Raw genomic sequence first — 21,447 nt, 5'->3', positions numbered from 1 at the left:
GGGGAACGGGTGAGACGGGGCCGGTAGCCGGGCGCCGGGAGGCACGGCGGTCGGGCCGAACGCGGCCCGGCGCCGCTGGCTGGCGCGCACGACGGGCGGCGCGAGCCTGAAAGTGCGTAGGATCGTCAATCGGGCCCGAAAACGCAAGCAGACTACTTTGCATGGCGCCGGTTCCGGCCCACTTTGACAAACAATGCAAATGGCCATCCGGCAGATGGCCGCGATGCGAGGCCGGCTGCGGCACGGCCTCGCCGACGGCTACCGGCGAGCGCGAGGGGGCGCGTTGCGCGGGACGAGGCCGCGCAGGCGAACGCGTCGTCGAGCGTTCGCCCGCGCGCCGCACGCCTACGCGCCGGACTTGCCCGTCGCGCCGGCGTCGCCGCCGGATGTCGGGTTGGCCGGGCACGGCACGACCGGCGCGGCGGCCGTCTTGCCGCCGGCCGCCGGCGCCGTCGCAGCCGGTGCGCTTCGGCGCGCGGCCATCGCGCGCACGCCGGCCGCGGCTTGCGCGGCAATCACGTCGAGTGCGCGCCGGTGGCCGGCGACGAGCGCGTCGTAGCCGTCGGCGACCGGTTCCGCGACGCTCGTGCGGCAGGTCATCACGGCCTGCGTGGCGAGCGAGCGCACGCTCCACACCGCGTCGACCGCCGCACGCTTGCCTGGCCACGACTCGAAGCGCTGCACGTTGACGCTGATCCGATACACGGGCACGCCGGGCGGGTACGCGGAATTCGCGACGTCGATCGTGCCGAGCTGCGCGGCGAGATCGTCAGACAGCGCGCGGCGGATCTCGTCGGCGGGCGGCGACGCCCAGCGTTCCTGCTCGAGCACGTCGACCTGCGCGGCGTTCTTCTGCACGACCAGCTGGTTCTTCGCGACCTGCTCGGGCACGCCGACGGCCGGCACTTCGATCAGGAACGCCGGATTGGCCGGCGCGGTGCGCACGGGCGCTGCGGCGTCGGCAGGGCTGAGCGTGTAGAACCGCGCGGGCGGCGAGCTGCATGCGGCGAGCGCAATAGCGGCGACAGCCGCCGCCGCGCCGCTCGCGAAACCGTTCACGCGTGTCGTCATTGTTTATCTCCTGGCTTGCCCTTGAGCAGCGATTCGGGGTGGCGCTCGAGGTAGTCGGCGAGCGCGTTCAGCGACTGCAGCGTGCGGGTGAGCTCCTTCAGTGCGCCGCGCACGTCGGACTGCAGCGGCGAATCCTGCTGCAGCGTCGCTTCGGCGGTCGAGAAGGTCTGCTTCGCGGCCGACAGCGTGTCGCGCGCTTCCGGCGCGACCTGCGTGTCGAGCTGCTTGAACAGCTTGTCGGCATTCGCGAGCGCGCTGTTCAGGTTCGCGCCGATCTGGTCGAACGGCACCTTGTCGAGCTTCTTCGCGATGTCGGCGACCTGCAGCTGCAGCTCGTCGAGCGTGTTCGGCACCGTCGGCAGCTCGAGCGGCTGGCGTGCGGTGTCGATCTTCACGGGGGGCGCCTTCGGGAAGAAGTCGAGCGCGACGTACAGCTGGCTCGTCAGCAGGTTGCCGGTGCGCAGCTGGCCGCGCAGCCCGTGCTGGACGAGCCGCTCGACGATCTCGCGGCGGGCCGGTTCGCCCTTGCTTTCGATCGTCTCGCGGAAGCGGCGGCCGAGGCGCTCCGGATACACGTTCATCGTCACCGGCATCGTGAAGTTCTTCGTCTTCGGATCGTAGTCGATGCCGATGTTCGTCACTTCGCCGAGCACGATCCCGCGGAAGTCCACCGGTGCGCCGACGGCGAGCCCGCGCAGCGACTGGTTGAAGTTCATCACGACATGCAGCGGCTGGCCGTCCGGGTCGCGCATCGCGTCGCCCTCGTCGGCGGCGAGGCGGAACGTGGTGTTGTTCGGCGCCGTCGCGCCGCTGCCCTGGTTCGGCGGCGTCTGGAACGCGATGCCGCCGAGGATCACCGTCGCGAGCGACTGCGTGTTCAGCTTCAGGCCGCTCGAATCGAGCCGCAGGTCGACGCCGCTCGCCTGCCACCAGCGCGAATTCACGCCGACGTACTGGTCGTACGGTGCATTGACGAATACGTTGAACGTCACGCCCGTGCCGTCCTTGTCGAGCGAGAAGCCGACCACCTGGCCGACCTGCACGCGCCGGTAGTAGACGGGCGAGCCGATGTCGACCGAGCCGAGCGAATCGCCGCGCAGCACGTACTGCGTGCCTTTCTGGTCGCCCGTGACGGCGGGCGGCGTCTCGAGGCCGGTGAAGTCGGTCAGCGTGTCCTGCCCGTGCCCGGCATCGACGCCGATGTACGCGCCGGACAGCAGCGTGCCGAGCCCCGACACGCCGGTCGCGCCGACGCGCGGCCGCACGATCCAGAAGCGCGAGCCCTGCACGGCGAAATCCTCGGCTTCCTTCTTGAGCTGCACCTGGACGAGCACGCGCGACAGGTCTTTCGACAGCTTGATCGTCTTGACCATGCCGATCTCGACGTCCTTGTACTTGACCTGGGTCTTGCCGGGCTCGAGCCCTTCGGCGCTGTGGAAGCTGATCGTGATTTCCGGGCCGCGCTCGCGCACGGACTTGATCACGAGGCCGATGCCGATCAGCGCGGCGATCAGCGGCACGAGCCAGACGAGCGACGGCAGCCAGCCGCTTTTCGTCGAGATCGTCGGATCGGGCGGCCGGGGCGCGTCGTGCTGCGGGCCTTGTGGACTATTCATGGTGATTCCCTGAGGTTTCGACTGGATCCCAGATCAGGCGGGGATCGAACTGCATCGACGCGAGCATCGTCAGGATCACGACGGATCCGAACGCGAGCGCGCCGGGGCCGGCCGTGATGACGGCGAGCGAACGGAAATGGACGAGCGCGACGGTCAGCGTCACGACGAAGATGTCGAGCATCGACCAGCGGCCGATGCGCTCGACAATCCGGAACAGCCGCGTGCGCTGCAGCGGCCGCCACGCGGTGCGGCGCTGCGCGCTGATCACGAGGATCAGCAGCACGCCGAGCTTGAGCATCGGCACGAGGATGCTCGCGACGAACACGACGACGGCGAGCGGCCAGTCGCCGGATACCCAGAAATAGATGACGCCGCTCATGATCGTGTCTTCCTGCGAGCCGACGATCGACGCGGTGCGCATGATCGGCAGCAGGTTCGCCGGAATGTAGAGGATCGCGGCCGCGAGCAGCAGCGCCCACGTGCGCATCAGGCTGTTCGGCGTGCGGAAATGCAGCGCGCCGCCGCAGCGCGCGCAGTGTGCGTGCGGATGGTCGAGCGTCTGCACGAGCCCGCATGCGTGGCAGCTGACGTAGCCTTCGCGGGCGGCGGTCGGGATCGTCATCGGCGGGCGGCTTCCGGCAGCGGGGCGGCATCGTCGGGCTGCCCGGGCGCGCGCCTGGCGCGCAGGTCGTCGGCGATGTCCCACAGCGTGCGCGGATCGAACATCAGCACGACCGCGATCATCAGCGTGAGCGCGGCGAACGCGAACAGCGCGGCTTCCGGCACCACGCGCGCGAGGCTGACCATCTTCACGATCGTCACGAGGATGCCGAGCATGAACACCTCGATCATCCCCCACGGCCGCACCAGCTCGATCGCGCGCAGCACCAGGTTGAAACCGGGCGGCACGACGCCGCGCCGTATCGGCAGCAGCAGGTACAGCAGCGCGGCCATTTCGATGAGCGGGAACAGCACGGTCGAGCAGAACACCATCACGCCGACGATTTCCATGCCCTGGTGCCACAGCGAATCGATCGCGCCGATCAGCGTGGTCTGCACGCGGTTGCCGTTCACGTCCATTTCGAGGATCGGAAAGCCCTGCGCGATCGTGAACGTGATCAGCGCCGCGAGCGCGAGCGCGCAGATCCGCTCGATCTGCGCGGCGCTGTTGCGATAGAGCAGCGCGTCGCAGCGCGGACAGCGCGCGATTTCACGCCCGCTCAGGCGTGGTTTGTGCAACAGTGCGTCGCACTCGTGACAGGCAATCAGGTCGTTTCGTTGCATGGAAAAGGCGGTGGTGCGACGGCTGGGGCAGGCGTCGACGGGGCCGGAACCCGCGCCAATCTTACCAAAAGGCATTTTTCGGCGTGTCAACGCACGGCTGAACAGTGACTGGTCGGTAACATGACAGGAAACCGTCGGCCGGCTGACGCGCCTGTCTTCAGAGTCCGCGCGGGTCAAAAGGTTGCGGTAGCATGGCGCCCTTGACAAGCGTCGGACGCATGGCCGGCGCAGCCGTTCGCTGAACTGAGGAATCCAAGATGGCATCGAAATCGCTGCCGGCCCCGCCGGTCCGCTACACGCAGACCGCGATCGCGCTGCACTGGCTGATCGCGCTGCTGATCGTCTGCGCGTTCGCGCTGGGCTGGGTGATGACCGACATCCCCGGCTTCACGCCGACCAAGCTGAAGTATTTCTCGTGGCACAAGTGGATCGGCGTGACGGCGTTCGCGCTGGCCGTCATCCGCGTGCTGTGGCGTGCGACCCACGTGCCGCCGCCGCTGCCGGGCGGCACGCCCGCGTGGCAGCGGGCGGCGTCGCACGGCGTGCACATCCTGCTGTACCTGCTGATGATCGTGATTCCGGTGACGGGCTACCTGTACAGCTCGGCGTCGAACATCCCGGTCGTCTACCTCGGCATCGTGCCGCTGCCGCGGCTGATCGACCCCGATCCGGTGCTGAAGGAAACCTTCAAGATGCTTCACGTGTCATTGAATTACATTCTGCTTGCGCTCGTGTCGCTGCACGTGGTCGCGGCGCTCAAGCACCAGTTGTTGGACCGCGACGGCCTGTTGTCGCGAATGCTTCCCTTTGCCAAATGAAGGATCCCATGAAAGTGTCTTTCTCCCGCTCCGTGCTGACCGCGTTCGCCGCGGTGTCACTTGTCGCGTCGGGCGCGGCGCTCGCCGATGTCGATCTCGCGAAGAGCAAGGTGTCCGCCGTGTCGAAGCAGATGAACGTGCCGACCGAAGGCGTGTTCAAGAAGTTCGCCGCGCAGGTGAAGTTCGATCCGGCGAAAGCCGCGCAGGGCAGCGCCCAGATGACGATCGACGTCGCCAGCTACGATCTCGGCGACAAGATGTACAACGACCAGGTCGCCGGCAAGGACTGGTTCGACGCGAAGGCGTATCCGCAGGCGACGTTCGTGTCGTCGGCGATCGCGCCGGCGGGTGGCAACAAGTACAACGTGACCGGCAAGCTGACGATCAAGGGCAAGGCCGAGACCGTCACGGTGCCCGTCACGGTCACGCAGAGCGGCGCGACGCAGACCTTCGACGGCGTGCTGCCGATCAAGCGTTCGACGTTCAACGTCGGCACCGGCGAGTGGAAGGACACGTCGGTCGTCGCGGACGAAGTGCAGATCAAGTTCCATCTCGTCGCCACGAAGTAAGCGGCGGCCTGTTGCCTCACCCGAATGCCGCGCGATGGCGCGGCGCTGTTCCAAGGAGAATGATTTGAAAAAGCATCTGTTGATCGCCGCCGGCGCGCTGGCCGCTTCGCTGTCGTTCTCGGCGTTCGCCGAAAGCGCGACCTACCAGTTCGACCCGAGCCACACGTACCCGAGCTTCGAGGCCGACCACTTCGGCGGCCTGTCGGTCTGGCGCGGCAAGTTCGACAAGTCGAGCGGCACCGTGACGCTCGACCGCGCGGCGAAGACCGGCACGGTCGACGTGACGACCGACATCGCGTCGATCCACACCGGCAGTGCGAAGCTCGACGAGCACCTGCAGACGAACGAATTCTTCGACGTCGCGAAATTCCCGCAGGCCAACTACAAGGGCACGATCAAGTTCGACGGCGACAAGCCGGTGTCGGTGGTCGGCAACCTGACGCTGCATGGCGTCACGAAGCCGCTCACGCTGAAGATCGATTCGTTCAAGTGCATGCCGCACCCGATGCTCAAGCGTGAGGTGTGCGGCGTCGACGCGGTCGGTGAATTCAGCCGCGACGATTTCGGCCTCGACTACGGCAAGCAGTACGGCTTCAAGATGAAGACGAAGCTGCTGATCACGGCCGAAGCCGTCAAGCAGCAGTAAGCCCGCCGGCCGGGCCTGACTTCGCGCCGGCCCGCCGCAAGCACGCCGCCGCGTTCCCGTCAGGGGGCGCGGCGTTTTTTTTTGCGCGCCTATAATCGCCCGAGCGTCGCACGCGGCGCCGGGGGCAGGCCGACGGCGCGCGAGCGGCCGCCTCGAACAGAACGTACAACGACAAGGAGATCGCCGATGCATGCCGTCACGCCGTCCCGTTCCATGGCCTCGTCGCCGCGCGTGTGGCGCGCGGTGGTCGCCGCGTCGATCGGCAACGCGCTCGAGTGGTTCGATCTCGTCGTCTACGGCTTCTTCGCGGTGACGATCTCGAAGCTGTTCTTCCCGGCCGGCAACGACACCGTGTCGCTGCTGCTCACGCTCGGCACGTTCGGCGTGTCGTTCTTCATGCGCCCGCTCGGCGCGATCGTGCTCGGCGCGTATGCCGACCGCGCGGGCCGCAAGGCCGCGCTCACGCTGTCGATCCTGCTGATGATGGCCGGCACGCTGATCATCGCGGTGCTGCCGACCTACGAGACGATCGGCGTCGCCGCGCCGGTGATTCTCGTGGCCGCGCGGCTGATGCAGGGCTTCTCGGCCGGCGGCGAATTCGGCAGCGCGACCGCATTTCTCGCCGAACACGTGCCGGGGCGACGCGGCTTCTTCGCGAGCTGGCAGGTGGCGAGCCAGGGGCTCACGACGCTGCTCGCCGCCGGCTTCGGCACCGTGCTGAACGCGCAGCTGTCGGCCGCGCAGATGGCGTCGTGGGGCTGGCGCGTGCCGTTCTTCTTCGGGCTGCTGCTCGGGCCCGTCGCGTACTACATCCGCACGAAGGTCGACGAGACGCCCGAGTTCCTCGCCGCCGAAGGCACCGCGAACCCGCTGCGCGACACGTTCGCGTCGCACAAGGCGCGCCTCGTCGCCGCGATGGGCGTGGTCGTGCTCGGCACCGTCGCCACCTATCTCGTGCTGTTCATGCCGACTTACGGCGTGAAGCAGCTCGGCCTCGCGCCGTCGGCCGCGTTCGCGGCGATCCTCGTGGTCGGCGTGATCCAGATGGCGTTCGCGCCGCTCGTCGGCCACTGGTCGGACACATACGGCCGCGTGCGCGTGATGATCGCGCCGGCCGTCGGCATCCTCGTGCTGATCTATCCGGCGTTCGCGTACCTGGTCGCGCATCCGGGCTTCGGCACGCTGATCGCGCTGCAGGTGCTGCTCGCGTTCCTGATGACGGGCTACTTCGCGGCGCTGCCGGGTCTGTTGTCCGAAGTGTTTCCGGTGCAGACGCGCACGACCGGGATGTCGCTCGCGTACAACGTCGCGGTGACGATCTTCGGCGGCTTCGGGCCGTTCATCATCGCGTGGCTGATCAAGGCGACCGGGATGAAGACCGCGCCGAGCTTCTACCTGATGTTCGCGGCCGTGCTGAGCCTCGCGGCGCTGGTCGTGCTGCGCAGGCGGTTCGGGTTCCGGTAACAGGACGGGCGGCGCGCGTCAGTTGCCGGCGCGCTCGCACACGGGCCGTGCGGGCATCAGTTGCGGATTGGGGGCGATCGTCTGCACGTGGCGCCCGGCCAGTGCGGCAAGCGCCTGCGCGAGCTGCCAGTCGGCTGCCGTGCCGAACTCGCGCTGCGGCAGCGCCGCGCTCTTCGCCGTATCGATCTTCGCGAGCGCACGCTGCTCGCGCAGCTTCTGCCGTTCCTTGCGCACCTTCGCGAACGGATCGGGCGCCAGCCGGTCCGCATACGGCGCACGGGGGAGATCGGCTTCCCGGTACCACAGCAGCACGCCGTCGATGTCCGAGTCGCGGCGCGGCGGCACGAGCCAGTCCGGTACGACGCCGTAGCCGTCCATCGGGCAGCCGTTCGGCCGCAGGTTGCGCGCGAACGTGAAATTCAGGCGTGTGCCGTCGATCAGGTCGACGCCCGTCTGAGCGAGCCCCTTCCCGTAGGTCGGCATGCCGAGCAGCTTCGCGCGGCCGAGATCCTTCAGCGCGGCTGCGGTCGCTTCGGCGGCCGACGCGCTCTGTCCGTCGACGAGCACGACGAGCGGCACGGTGCGCCACCAGTCGTCGGCCTGCAGTGGCGCGAGCGGATCCTGTTCATGCATGACCGGCAATGCGTAATCGGGCCAGTTGGTCGTGTAGCGGCGGCGGTTGGCGTCGCCGCGCTCGACCGTCACCATCGCGGTGCGGTCGCGTCCCGCGAACAGCGCGGTGATGCCGATCGCCGCGTTGAGCGCGCCGCCGCCGTTGATGCGCAGATCGAGAATCAGGCCTTTCACCGGCGGCCCCGCGCGGCGCGCGGCCTGCACCGCGTCGATGTAGTCGCCGACCGCCGGTTCCGGAAAGCTCGACAGCCGCGTGTACAGGATGTCGCCGTCGAGCCGTTTCGCAGTCGCCGGATGCGGCTTGAGGATCGTCCGTACCGGCGCGAAGCCCAGCACCGCATGCGAGCGGCCGCGCTGGACCGTCAGTTTCAGCGGCACACCCGCGTCGCCCTTGGCGAGCCGGGCCAGATCGGCGGCGTCGATGCCGACGACGCTCGTGTCGTTCATCGCGACGACGAGATCGTCGGGGCGCACGCCGGCCTTTTCCGCGGGCGCGTCGGGGATCACGTCGACGATGTGCAGCCCGTCTGGCCGCGTCTCGAACACGATGCCGATGCCGGGCGTGCCGTCGCGGGCGTGCCGTTCGTCTTCGCGCCGTTCCTGCTCTTCCTTCGGATCGAAGAAACGCGCGTACGGCAACGTCTTGATGCCCGCGTGAGTCGTTGCGTCGAGCAGTGCGCCGATGTCGACGTCGGTCAGGTGCTGCCGCTTCAGGACTTCGACCGCCGCCTTGAGTTCGCAGATCTGCGGCTCCCAGTCGGGCGGGCAGGGCGAAGGCGGGCGGGGGGCGGCCGGGGCGGAAGCGGGAGCCGAAGCAGGCGCAGAAGCGGGTGGGGCCGACGCTGGCTGTTGCGCATCGGCGGATGAAACGCCCGGCAGAAGCGCGGCCATGACGGCTGCACGAACGGCAAGGCGGAGAACGGCACGCGTCGGAGGCATCATCGGGACCGCACGTTTGAACGGAGGGCGAAGGCGCTGTCCCGCCGGTTTGCGGCCGGCATGCGGCGCGGCGGGACGGCACGATTGTAGCCGACGCGCGCGACGGGCCGGCGCGAGCGGGTTGCGCGATGCGTGGTGATCGCGCGGGCATGAAAAAGGACATCGCAGAAAACCATGGAGGGTTTGAGAGCGATTGTCAGTGGCTCAATGAGCAATCGTCGTCAAAGCTGGCGACAGCCTCGACAAGACAAGATTGCGAAGACGCAAGGAAGCACGGTCGAGGTACTGAAAAAGTTAAATCCGGCCGTTAGTGTTTTGCGACCTGGTCACGTGTTGAAGTATCGGAAAGCATCCGTGCAACGTGTCATTACAAGCTGGCGGTACATCTCTACAACATTGATGGCGCAACGCTACAACGGAGGTCGCGATATCAATTACGCCACGAAACTTGATTACGTGTTGAAGGTGATGCAAAAAGGGAGGGAGACGGTATGCGCAAGATAGTACTGCTAGTAGCCGCTACTTTTTCCCCACTCATCTCGATAGCCGCCCCGAGTACTCCAGTGCAAAGCGAGCGCGAACTGCGCGGCGAATGCTCGTATGAAATAACCGGCGTAAGAGAATGTTTGCAGCGGAAGCAAGAAGCAAGCGAGGTCGAGCTCAAGCGTGCCGAAGAAAAAGTACGAGAGGCGTTTGCCAAGTGGGATGAGGATTCCAGGTACATCAATCTGGCCAAGACCAGGCTGGCCGCGTCGAAGAAAGCCTTCGTTAAATACCGCGAAGCGCAATGTGCATTTGCCTCTGCGTTGGGTGGCGGTGCTATTGGCAATGCGCTCGAGATGCAGCGTCTGCCGCGCTTTGCGCACCGGCGCGAACGGGTCGGACGTGGTCCGGTCCGCATAGGGCGCGCGAGATCGACTTCCCGGTACTACGGCGGCACACGGTCGACATCCGCATTGCGAGACGGCGGCACGAGTCAGCCCGATACGACGCCGTAGCCGGCCACCCGTACCGTCGCGCCGCGAGAACAGGGCGGCGACGCGCGCATGAAAAAAGGCCGGTCCACGAGGGACCGGCCTTCCTGTATCCGTCGAAGCAGCGTGACGCTTAAACCTGCGCGCCCGCGTTCGGATCGTCCGGATCGTGCGCGGACTTCTTTTCCTTGATCAGATCTTCGCGCTTGATGCCGAGCCACATCGCGAGCGAGCCCGCGACGAACACCGACGAGTAGATACCGAACATGATGCCGACCGTCAGCGCGAGTGCGAAGTAGTGCAGCGTCGGGCCGCCGAAGAAGAACATCGACAGCACCATCATTTCCGTCGACGTGTGCGTGATGATCGTACGCGACATCGTGGTCGTGATCGCGTGGTTGATCACTTCCTGCACGCTCATTCTGCGCTCGCGGCGGAACGTTTCGCGGATCCGGTCGAAGATGACGACCGACTCGTTGACCGAGTAGCCGAGCACCGCGAGGATCGCCGCGAGCACCGCCAGCGAGAACTCCCACTGGAAGAACGCGAAGAAGCCGAGAATGATCACGACGTCGTGCAGGTTGGCGATGATGCCGGCCACTGCGTACTTCCACTCGAAGCGGAACGACAGGTAGATCACGATGCCGATCACGACGCACGCGAGCGCGAGCAGACCGTCGGTCGCGAGTTCCCGGCCAACCTGCGGGCCGACGAACTCGACGCGTTGCAGCGTGACGTCCGGGCTCTGCGCCTTCAGCGCGCCCATCACCTGGTCGCTCTGCTGCGCGGACGTGAGGCCTTCCTTCAGCTGCAGGCGGATCAGCACGTTGCGCGACGTACCGAAGTTCTGTACCTGCGCATCGGCGTAGCCGAGCTTGCCGAGCGTCGCGCGCACGGGTTCGAGTTCAGCGGCCTGCTGGTACTGCACCTCGATCACCGTCCCGCCGGTGAATTCGACGGACAGGTGCAGCCCGCGATGGAACAGGAAGAACACCGCGGCGAGGAACGTGACCAGCGAGATCACGTTGAACACCAGCGCGTGCCGCATGAACGGAATGTCTTTACGGATGCGGAAAAATTCCATGGTCTCGTCTCCGGGGCCTTATTGGGTCGAGCCCGGTTTCTTCGGCGACACGCCCTGCTGCGCGCGGTTGCGCAGCTGCGGCTTGCCGGCGCGCGGCGCGTTGCCCTTCGCCGGGACGGCGAGCTTCGCGGCGCGCGCGGTATCGGTCGATTCGTCGGCATCGGTGAACGATGCGGCGGCAGCGGCGCCTTCCGGCTTCCACACCTGGCCGATCGCGAGCGACTTCAGCTTCTTGCGGCCGCCGTACCAGAGGTTGACGATCCCGCGCGAGAAGAACACCGCGGAGAACATCGACGTCAGGATACCGAGGCAGTGCACGATCGCGAACGCGCGAACCGGGCCCGAACCGAACGCGAGCAGCGCGAGGCCGGCGATCAGCGTCGTGACGTTCGAGTCGAGAATCGTCGCCCACGCGTGCGCGTAGCCGGCCTGGATCGCGAGCTGCGGCGGCTGGCCGGCGCGCAGTTCTTCACGCACGCGCTCGTTGATCAGCACGTTCGAGTCGATCGCCATACCGAGCGCGAGCGCGATTGCCGCGATACCGGGCAGCGTCAGCGTGGCCTGCATCAGCGACAGCACGGCGACGAGCAGCAGCAGGTTCACCGACAGGCCGATCACCGACACCACGCCGAACAGCATGTAGTACGCGATCATGAACACGGCGATCGCGCAGAAGCCCCAGATCACCGAGTGGACGCCCATCTTGATGTTGTCGGCGCCGAGGCTCGGGCCGATCGTGCGTTCCTCGATGATGTCCATCGGCGCCGCGAGCGAACCGGCGCGCAGCAGCAGCGCGAGGTCGGCCGCGGCCTGCGGCGTCGGCTGGCCGGTGATCTGGAAGCGGTCGCCGAGTTCCGACTGGATCGTCGCGACCGTCAGCACTTCGCCCTTGCCCTTTTCGAACAGCACCATCGCCATCGGCTTGCCGATGTTCTCGCGCGAAACCGCGCGCACCGAGCGGCCGCCCGCCGAATCGAGGCGGATGTTGACCGACGGACGCTGGTGTTCGTCGAAGCCGGCCGACGCATCGATGATGCGGTCGCCCGTGAAGATCACGTCCTTCTTCAGCAGCACGGGGGCCTGGTTGCCCTGCGTGAACAGCTCTTCGCCCGGCGGCACCGGATCGTTCGGGTTCGGGTGCGTGTTGATCGGGTCGGCGAGGCGCGCCTCGAGCGTCGCGGTGCGGCCGATGATGTCCTTTGCCTTCGCGGTGTCCTGCACGCCCGGCAGTTCGACGACGATACGGTCGCTGCCCTGCTGCTGCAGGATCGGCTCGGACACGCCGAGTTCGTTCACGCGGTTGTGGAGCGTGGTCAGGTTCTGCTTGAGCGCGGCGTCTTCCACGGCCTTCTGCACGGCCGGCGTGAACGTGCCGACGACCTGCGTGCCGCCGCCGCCGGGCTGGGTCGCCCATTGCAGTTCGGTGATCGACGCGGCGAGCACCTTGCGGGCGTCGTCCGCAGTCTGCGCATCGCTGAAGTTGACGACCACGGACTGGTCGACGCGGCTCACGCCGCCGTCGCGGATGTTCTTGTCGCGCAGCAGCGTGCGCGCGTCGGACGCGTCGGAATCGAGCTTCTTCGTGAGCGCGCCCGTCATGTCGACCTGGAGCAGGAAGTGGACGCCGCCGCGCAGGTCGAGGCCGAGATACATCGGCAGCGCGTGCAGCGCAGTCAGCCAGCGCGGCGATGCGCTCTGCAGGTTCAGCGCGACGACGTACTGCGGATCGTTCGGGTCGGCGTTCAGCGACTTCTGCAGCAGGTCCTTGACGCGCAGCTGCGTATCGGTGTCCTTCAGGCGCACGCGGATGTTCGCGTTGGTCGCCGTGTTCTCGAAGGTGATGTCGTCCGGCTTGATCTGCGCGGATGCGAGTGCCGATTCGACCTGGGTCAGCGTGGTCGAGTCGAGCTTGACCGTGGCCTTGCCGCTCGACACCTGCACCGCCGGCGCTTCGCCGAAGAAGTTGGGCAATGTGTACAGAAGGCCGATGGCGAGCGCCACGACCATCACGACATATTTCCAGAGTGGATAACGATTCATGAGGGGGCCGAACGGGTGGTTGGCGTGAAAGCGTCGCGTCCGGCGCCGCGGCGGCCCGCTCTCTCAGGCGGGCACGGCGCGGGGGGCCGGACGCTCGGTGAAGGGCTTACAGCGACTTGATCGTGCCCTTCGGCAGAATGGTCGTGACGGCAGCCTTCTGCACGGTGATTTCGGTGCCTTCGGCGATCTCGACGCCGATGTAGCCTTCGGTGACCTTCGTCACCTTGCCCACGAGGCCGCCGCTCGTGACGACTTCGTCGCCCTTGGCCATGGCCGCGAGCATGTTGCGGTGCTCCTTCTGACGCTTCATCTGCGGACGGATCATGATGAAGTAGAGCACGGCGAACATCAGGATGAGCGGCAGGAAGCTCATCAGGCTCGATTCGGCGCCACCGGCACCTTGCGCGAAGGCATTGGAAATGAACGGCACGTTGGTCTCTCCGTAGGGGAAGATCGAAAAATAAGCCGGTTATTCTACCACCGGCCCCATGCGCAAACGGTTCGGCAAATGCGCTTTCGGATCAAGCTGTTAAAGCGCGAACCGATACCGTTGCGACTTGTTTGGAAAGGCAATTGTAATGTTTGGCGGTCGGGACCGACAGTTGGGCCGTGACATTTAGTACGCGTCCTATGTGACGGGCCGCCCATCTGGCCGCCCGCCTAGGTTGCCGGCCCGTCAGTCGACCCCTCTCGCGCGGTCCTCCGCGAAGCGCTGGCGGAACGCATCGAACGTATGGGTTTCGATCGCTTCGCGAATCTCGCTCATCAGCTGCAGGTAGTAGTGCAGGTTGTGGATCGTGTTGAGCTGCGCGCCGAGGATTTCGCCGACGCGGTGCAGGTGATGCAGGTAGCCGCGCGAGAAGTTCTGGCACGTGTAGCACGTGCAGCTCGCGTCGAGCGGCTTCAGCGAGTTCTTGTGCGTCGCGTTGCGGATCTTCACGTCGCCGAAGCGCGTGAACAGCCAGCCGTTGCGCGCGTTGCGGGTCGGCATCACGCAGTCGAACATGTCGACGCCGTTCGCGACGCCCTCGACCAGATCCTCCGGCGTGCCGACGCCCATCAGGTAGTGCGGCTTGTTGGCCGGCAGCTTCGGGCCCACATGGCGCAGCACGCGCATCATGTCTTCTTTCGGCTCGCCGACCGACAGCCCGCCGATCGCGAGGCCGTGGAAGCCGAGTTCCGCGAGGCCCGCGAGCGATTCGTCGCGCAGGTCCTCGAACATTCCGCCCTGGACGATCCCGAACAGCGCATTCGGGTTGCCGAGCCGGTTGAACTCGTCGAGCGAGCGCTTCGCCCAGCGCAGCGACATGCGCATCGAGTCGGCCGCTTCCTTGTGCGTGGTCGGCACGCCGTTGGTCGCGTACGGCGTGCACTCGTCGAACTGCATCACGACGTCGGAGTTCAGCACCTTCTGGATCTGCATCGACACTTCCGGCGACAGGAACAGCTTGTCGCCGTTGATCGGCGACGCGAACGTGACGCCGTCCTCGGTGATCTTGCGCAGGTCGCCGAGCGAGAACACCTGGAAGCCGCCCGAGTCGGTCAGGATCGGCTTGTTCCAGCCCATGAAGCCGTGCAGCCCGCCGTGCGCGTCGATCGTGTCGAGGCCCGGGCGCAGCCACAGGTGGAACGTGTTGCCGAGGATGATCTGGGCCTTGATCTCGTGCAGCTCGCGCGGCTGGATCGCCTTCACGGTGCCGTACGTGCCGACCGGCATGAAGATCGGCGTCTCGACCGTGCCGTGGTTGAGCTTCACACGGCCGCGGCGCGCATGGCCGTCGGTCGTCAGCAGTTCGAATTCGAGCCCGCCCACGGGGCGGTCCTGCACGGGGGCGTGCGTATCGTGGGATGAACCTTCGGTCATCGCGTCATTCTCCTTGCCACCGGAAGAAGCTTTGCATGGGACCGGAGTATGCGCTGAAGCGCTGACTCCGGATCGCAAGTCCGGCGCATGTTGGAAACGCCGCCGGAAGCCCGGCGACGGGGAAAGGCGGTGCGCGCCATCATAGCGCGCAGCGGGAACGTGGCTGCGGCGGCCGCGCGGTGCGTGGGCCATCGCGCATGCCGCGCTTACGCGCGCGGTGCTTGCGGCTCCTGCTCCGGCGTGTCGCGCCGCGTGAGCAGCATCGCGTCGCCGTAGCTGAAGAAGCGATAGCGTTCGTCGATCGCATGCCGGTACGCGGCGCGGATCGTGTCGACGCCGGCGAACGCGGACACCAGCATCAGCAGCGTCGACTTCGGCAGGTGGAAGTTCGTGATCAGCCGGTCGACCACGCGGAAACGATAGCCGGGCGTGATGAAGATGTCGGTCTCGGCCTGCGTGGCCGCGAGCGGGCGGCCCGCTTCGTCGGCGGCGCGCGCCGCGGCTTCGAGCGCGCGCATCGACGTCGTGCCGACCGCGATCACGTTGCCGCCGCGTGCGCGGGTCGCGGCGATCCTGTCGACCAGCGACTGCGGCAGGTCGTACCACTCGCTGTGCATCTTGTGCTCGGCGATGTTGTCGACGCGCACCGGCTGGAACGTGCCGGCGCCGACGTGCAGCGTCAGCGTCGCGCGCTCGACGCCCATCGCGTCGAGCCGCTCGAGCATCGGCTGGTCGAAGTGCAGCCCGGCCGTCGGCGCGGCGACCGCGCCCGGATTGCTCGCGTAGACGGTCTGGTAGCGCGTCTCGTCGGTCGCGTCCGGATCGTGTTCGATATAGGGCGGCAGCGGCAGGCGGCCGTATTGCTCGATCAGGTCGAGGCACGGCTCGGGGAAGTTCAGCGTGAAGAACGGCTCGACGCGCTCGCCGACGGTCACGTCGAACGCGTCGGCGAGCCGCAGCGTGGTGCCGGCGCCCGGCGACTTGCTTGCGCGGATCTGCGCGAGCGCCGTGTGCGTGCCCGTCACGCGCTCGATCAGCACTTCGACCTTGCCGCCGCTGGCCTTCTGGCCGAAGAAACGCGCCTTCAGCACCTTGGTATCGTTGAAGACGAGCAGGTCGCCGGCTGCGATGCACGACGGCAGCTCGGTGAAACGACGGTCGACGAGGCGCGCGGGCGCGACGGTGCCGTCGACCTCGAGCAGGCGGCTCGCGGTGCGATCGGGCAGCGCGGTTTGTGCAATCAGCTCGGGCGGCAGATTGAAATCGAAATCGGAAAGCGTGAACATGCGGGCTGGTTCGAAGCGGCCGGCGCGCGTCGCCGACCGGGCGGAAACGCGTAAATGGGGCGCGCGAGCCGCTATGATGACGGGATGCGCGGCCTGGCCGGCGTCGCTGGTTCGGACGACGTGAAAGCCGCTATTGTACTTGCCTTGCGAAGCACCCAGACGATCCGATGCCTGTGTCACCACGCCGTTCTCCCGCCGCAGTAGCCGATTCCGCCGATCCGTTCGACGCGGACGATGTCGCGCTCCCCGCGCAAAGCACGGACGAGCGCGGTTCCACGGAACGTGCCGCGCCGCGCCGCGCGGGCCCGAAACGCGGCGCCGACGGGCGGCTCGCGCAACCGGCCGCCGCCGCGCCCGATGCCGAAGGCGCGGATGGCGCAGAGGGCGACCCGGCGGCCGCGGCCGGCACGAAGCGCAAGAAGAAGCCGGCCGCCGACAAGCCCGTGAAGACCGTCGACAAGCTCGCGAAGCTCGGCCTCACGCGCTCGATCGACCTCGTGCTGCATCTGCCGATGCGCTACGAGGACGAAACCACGCTCACGCCGATCGGCGAATTGCTGCCGGGCGGCATCGCGCAGACCGAAGGCGTCGTGTTCGACAACGAGGTCGCGTACCGGCCGCGCCGCCAACTCGTCGTGAAGATCCAGGACGACGACGGCGATCACCTCGTGCTGCGCTTCCTGAATTTCTACGGCTCGCAGGTCAAGCAGATGGCCGTCGGCCAGCGGCTGCGCGTGCGCGGCGACGTGCGCGGCGGCTTCTTCGGGCTGGAGATGGTGCATCCGGCGGTGCGCGTCGTCGAAGCCGATGCGCCGCTGCCGCAGGTGCTCACGCCCGTCTATCCGAGCACGGCCGGCGTGTCGCAGGCCTATCTGCGCAAGGCGATCGAGAACGCGGTCGAGCGCACGCCGCTGCCCGAACTGCTGCCGCCCGAGATCCAGCGCGACTACCTGAAGCCGCTCGACGTGCCGTCGCTCGAGCAGGCGGTGCGCATCCTGCACCACCCGCGCGTCGATTCCGACGAGGCCGCGCTGATGGACGGCTCGCATCCGGCGTGGACGCGCATCAAGTTCGAGGAGCTGCTCGCGCAGCAACTGTCGCTCAAGCGTGCGCACGAGGAGCGCCGCACGCGCGCGGCGCCCGCGATGCCGCGCCGCGCCGCGAGCGATGCGCAGGCGCTGACGACGCGGCTCTACGCGGCGCTGCCGTTCACGCTGACGGGCGCACAGGCACGCGTCGTCGACGAGATCGCGCACGACCTCACGCTCGCGCACCCGATGCAGCGCCTGCTGCAAGGCGACGTCGGCAGCGGCAAGACGGTCGTCGCGGCACTGGCGGCCACACAGGCGATCGACGCCGGCTACCAGGCCGCGCTGATGGCGCCGACCGAGATCCTCGCGGAACAGCACGCGCGCAAGCTGCGCGCGTGGCTCGAGCCGCTCGGCGTCACGGTCGCGTGGCTCGCGGGCAGCCTGAAGGCGAAGGACAAGCGCGCGGCGATCGAGGCGGCCGCGCTCGGCACCGCGCAGCTCGTGATCGGCACGCACGCGATCATCCAGGACACGGTCGAATTCGCGCGCCTCGGCCTCGTGATCGTCGACGAGCAGCACCGTTTCGGCGTCGAGCAGCGGCTCGCGCTGCGCGCGAAGGCCGCGAATGCGGCCAACGGCGCGCGCGACTTTCAGCCGCACCAGCTGATGATGTCGGCCACGCCGATTCCGCGCACGCTCGCGATGACGTACTACGCGGATCTCGAGGTGTCGACCATCGACGAACTGCCGCCCGGCCGCACGCCGGTGCTGACGCGCCTCGTCGGCGATGCGCGGCGCGACGAGGTGATCGCCCGTGTGCGCGAGGCCGCGCTGACCGGGCGCCAGGTGTACTGGGTGTGCCCGCTGATCGAGGAGAGCGAGACGCTGCAGCTGCAGACTGCCGTCGAAACCTACGAGACGCTGGCGGCGGCGCTTCCCGAACTGAAGGTCGGGCTCGTGCACGGCCGGCTGTCGCCGGCCGACAAGGCGGCCGTGATGGAAGCGTTCACGCGCAACGAGGTGCAGCTGCTCGTCGCGACGACCGTGATCGAAGTCGGCGTGGACGTGCCGAACGCGTCGCTGATGGTGATCGAGCATGCGGAGCGCTTCGGCCTCGCGCAGCTGCACCAGTTGCGCGGCCGGGTCGGGCGCGGCACCGCGGCGTCGGTGTGCGTGCTGCTGTACACGGGGCCGCTGTCGCCGACCGGCCGCGAGCGGCTGAAGACGATGCGCGAGACGACCGACGGCTTCGAGATCGCCCGGCGCGATCTGGAAATTCGCGGCCCCGGAGAATTCCTCGGCGCCCGCCAGTCGGGCGCGGCGATGCTGCGCTTCGCGAATCTCGAGACCGACGGCTGGCTGATCGATCCGGCCCGGGAAGCCGCGTCGCGGCTGATTGCCGCGTATCCCGAGATCGTCACACAGCATCTCGCACGCTGGCTCGGCGCGCGGGAGCAGTATCTGAAGGCCTGATCCGTCGATTGGGGGCGGATTTAAAATCGCCGTTCGACGTATTCCGATGCAGAGAAACTTGGCGAACCGGTGCCACAGGGTGTATAAATTAAACCTATCGCCTGTATATCCCTGATTGACCCACAATGACGCTGACTGAATTGAAATACATCGTCGCGGTTGCGCGCGAGCGGCATTTCGGCCGCGCGGCCGAAGCCTGCTTCGTGAGCCAGCCGACGCTGTCGGTGGCGATCAAGAAGCTGGAAGACGAGCTCAACGTGCAGATTTTCGAGCGCGGCGCGAGCGAAGTGAGCGTGACGCCGATCGGCGACCAGATCGTCACACAGGCGCAGCGCGTGCTCGAGCAGACCTTCGCGATCAAGGAGATCGCGAAGCAGGGCAAGGACCCGCTGGTCGGCCCGTTCCGGCTCGGCGTGATCTATACGATCGGCCCGTACCTGCTGCCGACGCTCGTCAAGCAGATGATCCAGCGTGTGCCGCAGATGCCCTTGATGCTGCAGGAAAACTACACGCTGAAGCTGCTCGAACTGCTGAAGCAGGGCGAGATCGACGCCGCGATCATGGCGCTGCCGTTCCCTGAAACCGGCCTGATGGTGCGCCCGCTGTACGACGAGCCGTTCGTCGTCGCGCTGCCGGCAGGGCACCCGTGGGAAAAGCGCGAGGAAATCGACGCCGAGGATCTGAAGCAGGAAACCATGCTGCTGCTCGGCAACGGTCACTGTTTCCGCGATCACGTGCTCGGCGTGTGCCCGGAGCTGATGCGCTTCTCGCAGACGGCCGACGGCATCCAGAAGACCTTCGAGGGCTCGTCGCTCGAGACGATCCGCCACATGGTCGCGAGCGGTGTCGGCATCACCGTGCTGCCGCGGATGTCGGTCGCGGAAATCGGCCCGCGCGCGAACGGTCCCGATGCCGAGCTGTTGTCGTACGTGCCGTTCAACGAGCCGGTACCCGACCGCCGCGTGGTGCTCGTGTGGCGCAAGAGCTTCACGCGGATGCCCGCGATCGATGCGATCAGCGACGCGATTGCCGCGTGCGAACTGCCGGGCGTCGCGAAGCTCGACATGCCGGCGACGATGAACTGAGCACGCTCCGGCATGCACTTAGGGCAGCACGATGAACGGGGTTTGCGACCCCGTTTATTTTTCTCTATCGCATAGATGAAATTTATCAAATTCAAATATTTGATAGATGTGGATAGAATCTTCTTCATGGATCGACGTCGTGTCGACTGCCGATCTTCACGTTCGATGCAAGCGTCAAAGGAGGATGTCATGATGCGGTCGGTATTGCAGCACGCGCAGCGGAACATCCTCGCGCGCGACGTGGTCGTACATCGCGCCAGGGCCGCGGTTCGCAGCCTGCGTCCGATTGCGTTCGCGTACCTGGCGGACCGTGTGTATGGCGGATGAGTGCCGCCGCACGCCGGTTTCCTGTTCCCCCGATTCACCCGTCGTCAAGTCATGAGGGAGCATTGCATGTCCGACAGCTGGAACACCACACGCATCGCCGGCACGACGACTGCCGGCCGCCGCTTCCCCGAGCGCACCGCCTGCGGCGCGTTGCAGCGGGAACGCGCGCCGAACGCCGCACACGACATCCCGTAGTACGACAGGAGGACCCGCCTGTTCCGTTTCTTATCCCCCGCAATGCTCCACGAACCGCGCCCGGCACGTGGGGGCCTACGAGCAAGTAAAGGAGAAAAAGCATGTCGAACGAAACGAAGTGCCCGTTCAACCACACCGCAAGCAGCGGCACGACGAACAAGGACTGGTGGCCGAACCAGCTGAACCTGAACGTCCTGCATCGGCACTCGCCGCTGTCCGATCCGATGGACAAGGATTTCGACTACGCCGAGGCGTTCAAGAAGCTCGACCTCGCGGCGGTAAAGAAGGACCTGCACGCGCTGATGACGACGTCGCAGGACTGGTGGCCGGCCGACTTCGGCCACTACGGCGGCCTGTTCGTCCGCATGGCCTGGCACAGCGCCGGCACCTACCGCACGGCCGACGGCCGCGGCGGCGCGGGCGGCGGGCAGCAGCGCTTCGCGCCGCTGAACAGCTGGCCGGACAACGTGAGTCTCGACAAGGCGCGCCGCCTGCTGTGGCCGATCAAGCAGAAGTACGGCCGCAACATCTCGTGGGCCGACCTGCTGATCCTGACCGGCAACGTCGCGCTCGAATCGATGGGCTTCAAGACCTTCGGCTATGCCGGCGGCCGCGTCGACACGTGGGAACCGGACGACGTGTACTGGGGCTCGGAAAAGATCTGGCTGGAACTGAGCGGCGGCCCGAACAGCCGCTACTCGGGCAAGCGCGAGCTCGAAAGCCCGCTCGCCGCCGTGCAGATGGGCCTCATCTACGTGAACCCGGAAGGCCCGGACGGCAACCCCGACCCGGTCGCCGCCGCGCACGACATCCGCGAGACGTTCGCGCGCATGGCGATGAACGACGAGGAAACGGTCGCGCTGATCGCGGGCGGCCACACGTTCGGCAAGACGCACGGCGCGGGTCCGGCCTCGAACGTCGGCCCCGAGCCGGAAGCCGCGGGCCTCGAGCAGCAGGGTCTCGGCTGGAAGAGCACGTTCGGCACGGGCAAGGGCAAGGACACGATCACGAGCGGCCTCGAAGTCACGTGGACGTCGACGCCGACCCA

19 protein-coding genes are annotated in these 21,447 nt (G+C 67.1%); 9 read left to right on the top strand and 10 right to left on the bottom strand.

The window, feature by feature from the left end; translation table 11 throughout:
- Nucleotides 1-345 precede the first annotated feature (345 nt).
- The 4 genes from HWX08_RS11980 to HWX08_RS11965 are packed head-to-tail and all read right to left on the bottom strand — an operon-like array spanning nt 346 to nt 3,971.
- Nucleotides 346-1,071 (bottom strand): PqiC family protein, encoded by a 726-nt coding sequence (locus HWX08_RS11980; protein WP_175807113.1) that lies wholly within the window; start codon nt 1,069-1,071, stop codon nt 346-348.
- Nucleotides 1,068-2,687, bottom strand: a complete 1,620-nt coding sequence (locus HWX08_RS11975) for a PqiB family protein (protein WP_069255805.1) — start codon at nt 2,685-2,687, stop codon at nt 1,068-1,070. Before HWX08_RS11975 ends, HWX08_RS11980 begins: the two co-directional genes overlap by 4 nt.
- Nucleotides 2,680-3,309 carry a paraquat-inducible protein A gene (locus HWX08_RS11970; RefSeq protein ID WP_069255806.1) on the bottom strand — a complete coding sequence of 210 codons (630 nt, stop codon included), beginning with the start codon at nt 3,307-3,309 and terminating at the stop codon, nt 2,680-2,682. Before HWX08_RS11970 ends, HWX08_RS11975 begins: the two co-directional genes overlap by 8 nt.
- Nucleotides 3,306-3,971, bottom strand: coding sequence for a paraquat-inducible protein A (locus tag HWX08_RS11965; protein ID WP_174923130.1), 666 nt, complete (start codon nt 3,969-3,971; stop codon nt 3,306-3,308). The genes HWX08_RS11970 and HWX08_RS11965 overlap by 4 nt, the downstream gene beginning before the upstream one ends.
- Before the next feature lie 257 nt (nt 3,972-4,228).
- Between HWX08_RS11965 and HWX08_RS11960 the strand changes: the two genes are divergently transcribed.
- The 4 genes from HWX08_RS11960 (at nt 4,229) to HWX08_RS11945 (ending at nt 7,468) form a co-directional block, all read left to right on the top strand.
- On the top strand, nt 4,229-4,789 hold the full coding sequence (locus HWX08_RS11960; protein WP_174923128.1) for a cytochrome b: 561 nt from the start codon (nt 4,229-4,231) through the stop codon (nt 4,787-4,789).
- Nucleotides 4,790-4,797: 8 nt separating this feature from the next.
- Complete coding sequence (locus HWX08_RS11955) at nt 4,798-5,358, top strand: YceI family protein (protein WP_069257936.1); 561 nt, start codon at nt 4,798-4,800, stop codon at nt 5,356-5,358.
- Between the two features lie 64 nt (nt 5,359-5,422).
- Complete coding sequence (locus tag HWX08_RS11950; RefSeq protein WP_174923126.1) at nt 5,423-6,004, top strand: YceI family protein; 582 nt, start codon at nt 5,423-5,425, stop codon at nt 6,002-6,004.
- Nucleotides 6,005-6,190: 186 nt separating this feature from the next.
- Nucleotides 6,191-7,468 (top strand): MFS transporter, encoded by a 1,278-nt coding sequence (locus HWX08_RS11945; RefSeq protein ID WP_069255810.1) that lies wholly within the window; start codon nt 6,191-6,193, stop codon nt 7,466-7,468.
- Nucleotides 7,469-7,486: 18 nt separating this feature from the next.
- Here the strand turns inward: HWX08_RS11945 and HWX08_RS11940 are convergent, their stop codons facing one another.
- The gene (locus HWX08_RS11940; protein WP_174923125.1) at nt 7,487-9,043 is read right to left on the bottom strand and encodes a S41 family peptidase; all 1,557 of its coding nucleotides are present in this window, start codon (nt 9,041-9,043) and stop codon (nt 7,487-7,489) included.
- Nucleotides 9,044-9,531: 488 nt separating this feature from the next.
- Here HWX08_RS11940 and HWX08_RS11935 point away from each other — a divergent pair, with 488 nt between their 5' ends.
- Nucleotides 9,532-10,038, top strand: a complete 507-nt coding sequence (locus HWX08_RS11935; protein WP_175807111.1) for a lysozyme inhibitor LprI family protein — start codon at nt 9,532-9,534, stop codon at nt 10,036-10,038.
- A 109-nt stretch (nt 10,039-10,147) separates the two neighbouring features.
- Here HWX08_RS11935 and secF read toward each other — a convergent pair whose 3' ends face one another.
- From secF to queA, 5 genes are all read right to left on the bottom strand, one after another.
- Nucleotides 10,148-11,098, bottom strand: a complete 951-nt coding sequence (gene secF, locus HWX08_RS11930) for a protein translocase subunit SecF (RefSeq protein ID WP_069255812.1) — start codon at nt 11,096-11,098, stop codon at nt 10,148-10,150.
- Between the two features lie 18 nt (nt 11,099-11,116).
- On the bottom strand, nt 11,117-13,138 hold the full coding sequence (gene secD / locus HWX08_RS11925; protein WP_174923121.1) for a protein translocase subunit SecD: 2,022 nt from the start codon (nt 13,136-13,138) through the stop codon (nt 11,117-11,119).
- Nucleotides 13,139-13,244: 106 nt separating this feature from the next.
- Nucleotides 13,245-13,568 carry a preprotein translocase subunit YajC gene (gene yajC, locus HWX08_RS11920; RefSeq protein WP_006476868.1) on the bottom strand — a complete coding sequence of 108 codons (324 nt, stop codon included), beginning with the start codon at nt 13,566-13,568 and terminating at the stop codon, nt 13,245-13,247.
- A gap of 246 nt (nt 13,569-13,814) precedes the next feature.
- Nucleotides 13,815-15,002, bottom strand: a complete 1,188-nt coding sequence (gene tgt / locus HWX08_RS11915; protein ID WP_069255814.1) for a tRNA guanosine(34) transglycosylase Tgt — start codon at nt 15,000-15,002, stop codon at nt 13,815-13,817.
- Between the two features lie 206 nt (nt 15,003-15,208).
- Nucleotides 15,209-16,288, bottom strand: coding sequence for a tRNA preQ1(34) S-adenosylmethionine ribosyltransferase-isomerase QueA (gene queA, locus HWX08_RS11910; protein ID WP_107314780.1), 1,080 nt, complete (start codon nt 16,286-16,288; stop codon nt 15,209-15,211).
- 167 nt (nt 16,289-16,455) lie between these two features.
- On the opposite strand from queA, the gene recG reads away from it, so the two are divergent.
- The 4 genes from recG to HWX08_RS34365 all read left to right on the top strand — a co-directional run.
- Nucleotides 16,456-18,792, top strand: a complete 2,337-nt coding sequence (gene recG, locus HWX08_RS11905; protein ID WP_069255816.1) for an ATP-dependent DNA helicase RecG — start codon at nt 16,456-16,458, stop codon at nt 18,790-18,792.
- A gap of 125 nt (nt 18,793-18,917) precedes the next feature.
- Nucleotides 18,918-19,877, top strand: a complete 960-nt coding sequence (locus HWX08_RS11900; protein WP_069255817.1) for a hydrogen peroxide-inducible genes activator — start codon at nt 18,918-18,920, stop codon at nt 19,875-19,877.
- Between the two features lie 393 nt (nt 19,878-20,270).
- Complete coding sequence (locus tag HWX08_RS34600; protein ID WP_257785856.1) at nt 20,271-20,399, top strand: hypothetical protein; 129 nt, start codon at nt 20,271-20,273, stop codon at nt 20,397-20,399.
- Nucleotides 20,400-20,500: 101 nt separating this feature from the next.
- Nucleotides 20,501-21,447, top strand: a 947-nt coding sequence (locus HWX08_RS34365; RefSeq protein WP_341773828.1) for a peroxidase family protein, incomplete at its 3' end; no start/stop codon positions are given.

Origin of the sequence: Burkholderia metallica, from assembly GCF_902832845.1 — a bacterium.
GTDB classification, from domain to species: domain Bacteria; phylum Pseudomonadota; class Gammaproteobacteria; order Burkholderiales; family Burkholderiaceae; genus Burkholderia; species Burkholderia metallica.
Note: the sequence above shows the minus strand (reverse complement) of the source record. Positions and strands in the feature narration are given on the sequence as shown.

Excerpts from the sequence above, each read along its gene's own strand:
- HWX08_RS11980 (WP_175807113.1), bottom strand. The coding sequence starts at position 1,071 with ATGACGACACGCGTGAACGGTTTCGCGAGCGGCGCGGCGGCGGCTGTC.
- HWX08_RS11975 (WP_069255805.1), bottom strand. The coding sequence starts at position 2,687 with ATGAATAGTCCACAAGGCCCGCAGCACGACGCGCCCCGGCCGCCCGAT.
- HWX08_RS11970 (WP_069255806.1), bottom strand. The coding sequence starts at position 3,309 with ATGACGATCCCGACCGCCGCCCGCGAAGGCTACGTCAGCTGCCACGCA.
- HWX08_RS11965 (WP_174923130.1), bottom strand. The coding sequence starts at position 3,971 with ATGCAACGAAACGACCTGATTGCCTGTCACGAGTGCGACGCACTGTTG.
- HWX08_RS11960 (WP_174923128.1), top strand. The coding sequence starts at position 4,229 with ATGGCATCGAAATCGCTGCCGGCCCCGCCGGTCCGCTACACGCAGACC.
- HWX08_RS11955 (WP_069257936.1), top strand. The coding sequence starts at position 4,798 with ATGAAAGTGTCTTTCTCCCGCTCCGTGCTGACCGCGTTCGCCGCGGTG.
- HWX08_RS11945 (WP_069255810.1), top strand. The coding sequence starts at position 6,191 with ATGCATGCCGTCACGCCGTCCCGTTCCATGGCCTCGTCGCCGCGCGTG.
- HWX08_RS11940 (WP_174923125.1), bottom strand. The coding sequence starts at position 9,043 with ATGATGCCTCCGACGCGTGCCGTTCTCCGCCTTGCCGTTCGTGCAGCC.
- HWX08_RS11935 (WP_175807111.1), top strand. The coding sequence starts at position 9,532 with ATGCGCAAGATAGTACTGCTAGTAGCCGCTACTTTTTCCCCACTCATC.
- secF (WP_069255812.1), bottom strand. The coding sequence starts at position 11,098 with ATGGAATTTTTCCGCATCCGTAAAGACATTCCGTTCATGCGGCACGCG.
- secD (WP_174923121.1), bottom strand. The coding sequence starts at position 13,138 with ATGAATCGTTATCCACTCTGGAAATATGTCGTGATGGTCGTGGCGCTC.
- tgt (WP_069255814.1), bottom strand. The coding sequence starts at position 15,002 with ATGACCGAAGGTTCATCCCACGATACGCACGCCCCCGTGCAGGACCGC.
- queA (WP_107314780.1), bottom strand. The coding sequence starts at position 16,288 with ATGTTCACGCTTTCCGATTTCGATTTCAATCTGCCGCCCGAGCTGATT.
- recG (WP_069255816.1), top strand. The coding sequence starts at position 16,456 with ATGCCTGTGTCACCACGCCGTTCTCCCGCCGCAGTAGCCGATTCCGCC.
- HWX08_RS11900 (WP_069255817.1), top strand. The coding sequence starts at position 18,918 with ATGACGCTGACTGAATTGAAATACATCGTCGCGGTTGCGCGCGAGCGG.
- HWX08_RS34600 (WP_257785856.1), top strand. The coding sequence starts at position 20,271 with ATGTCCGACAGCTGGAACACCACACGCATCGCCGGCACGACGACTGCC.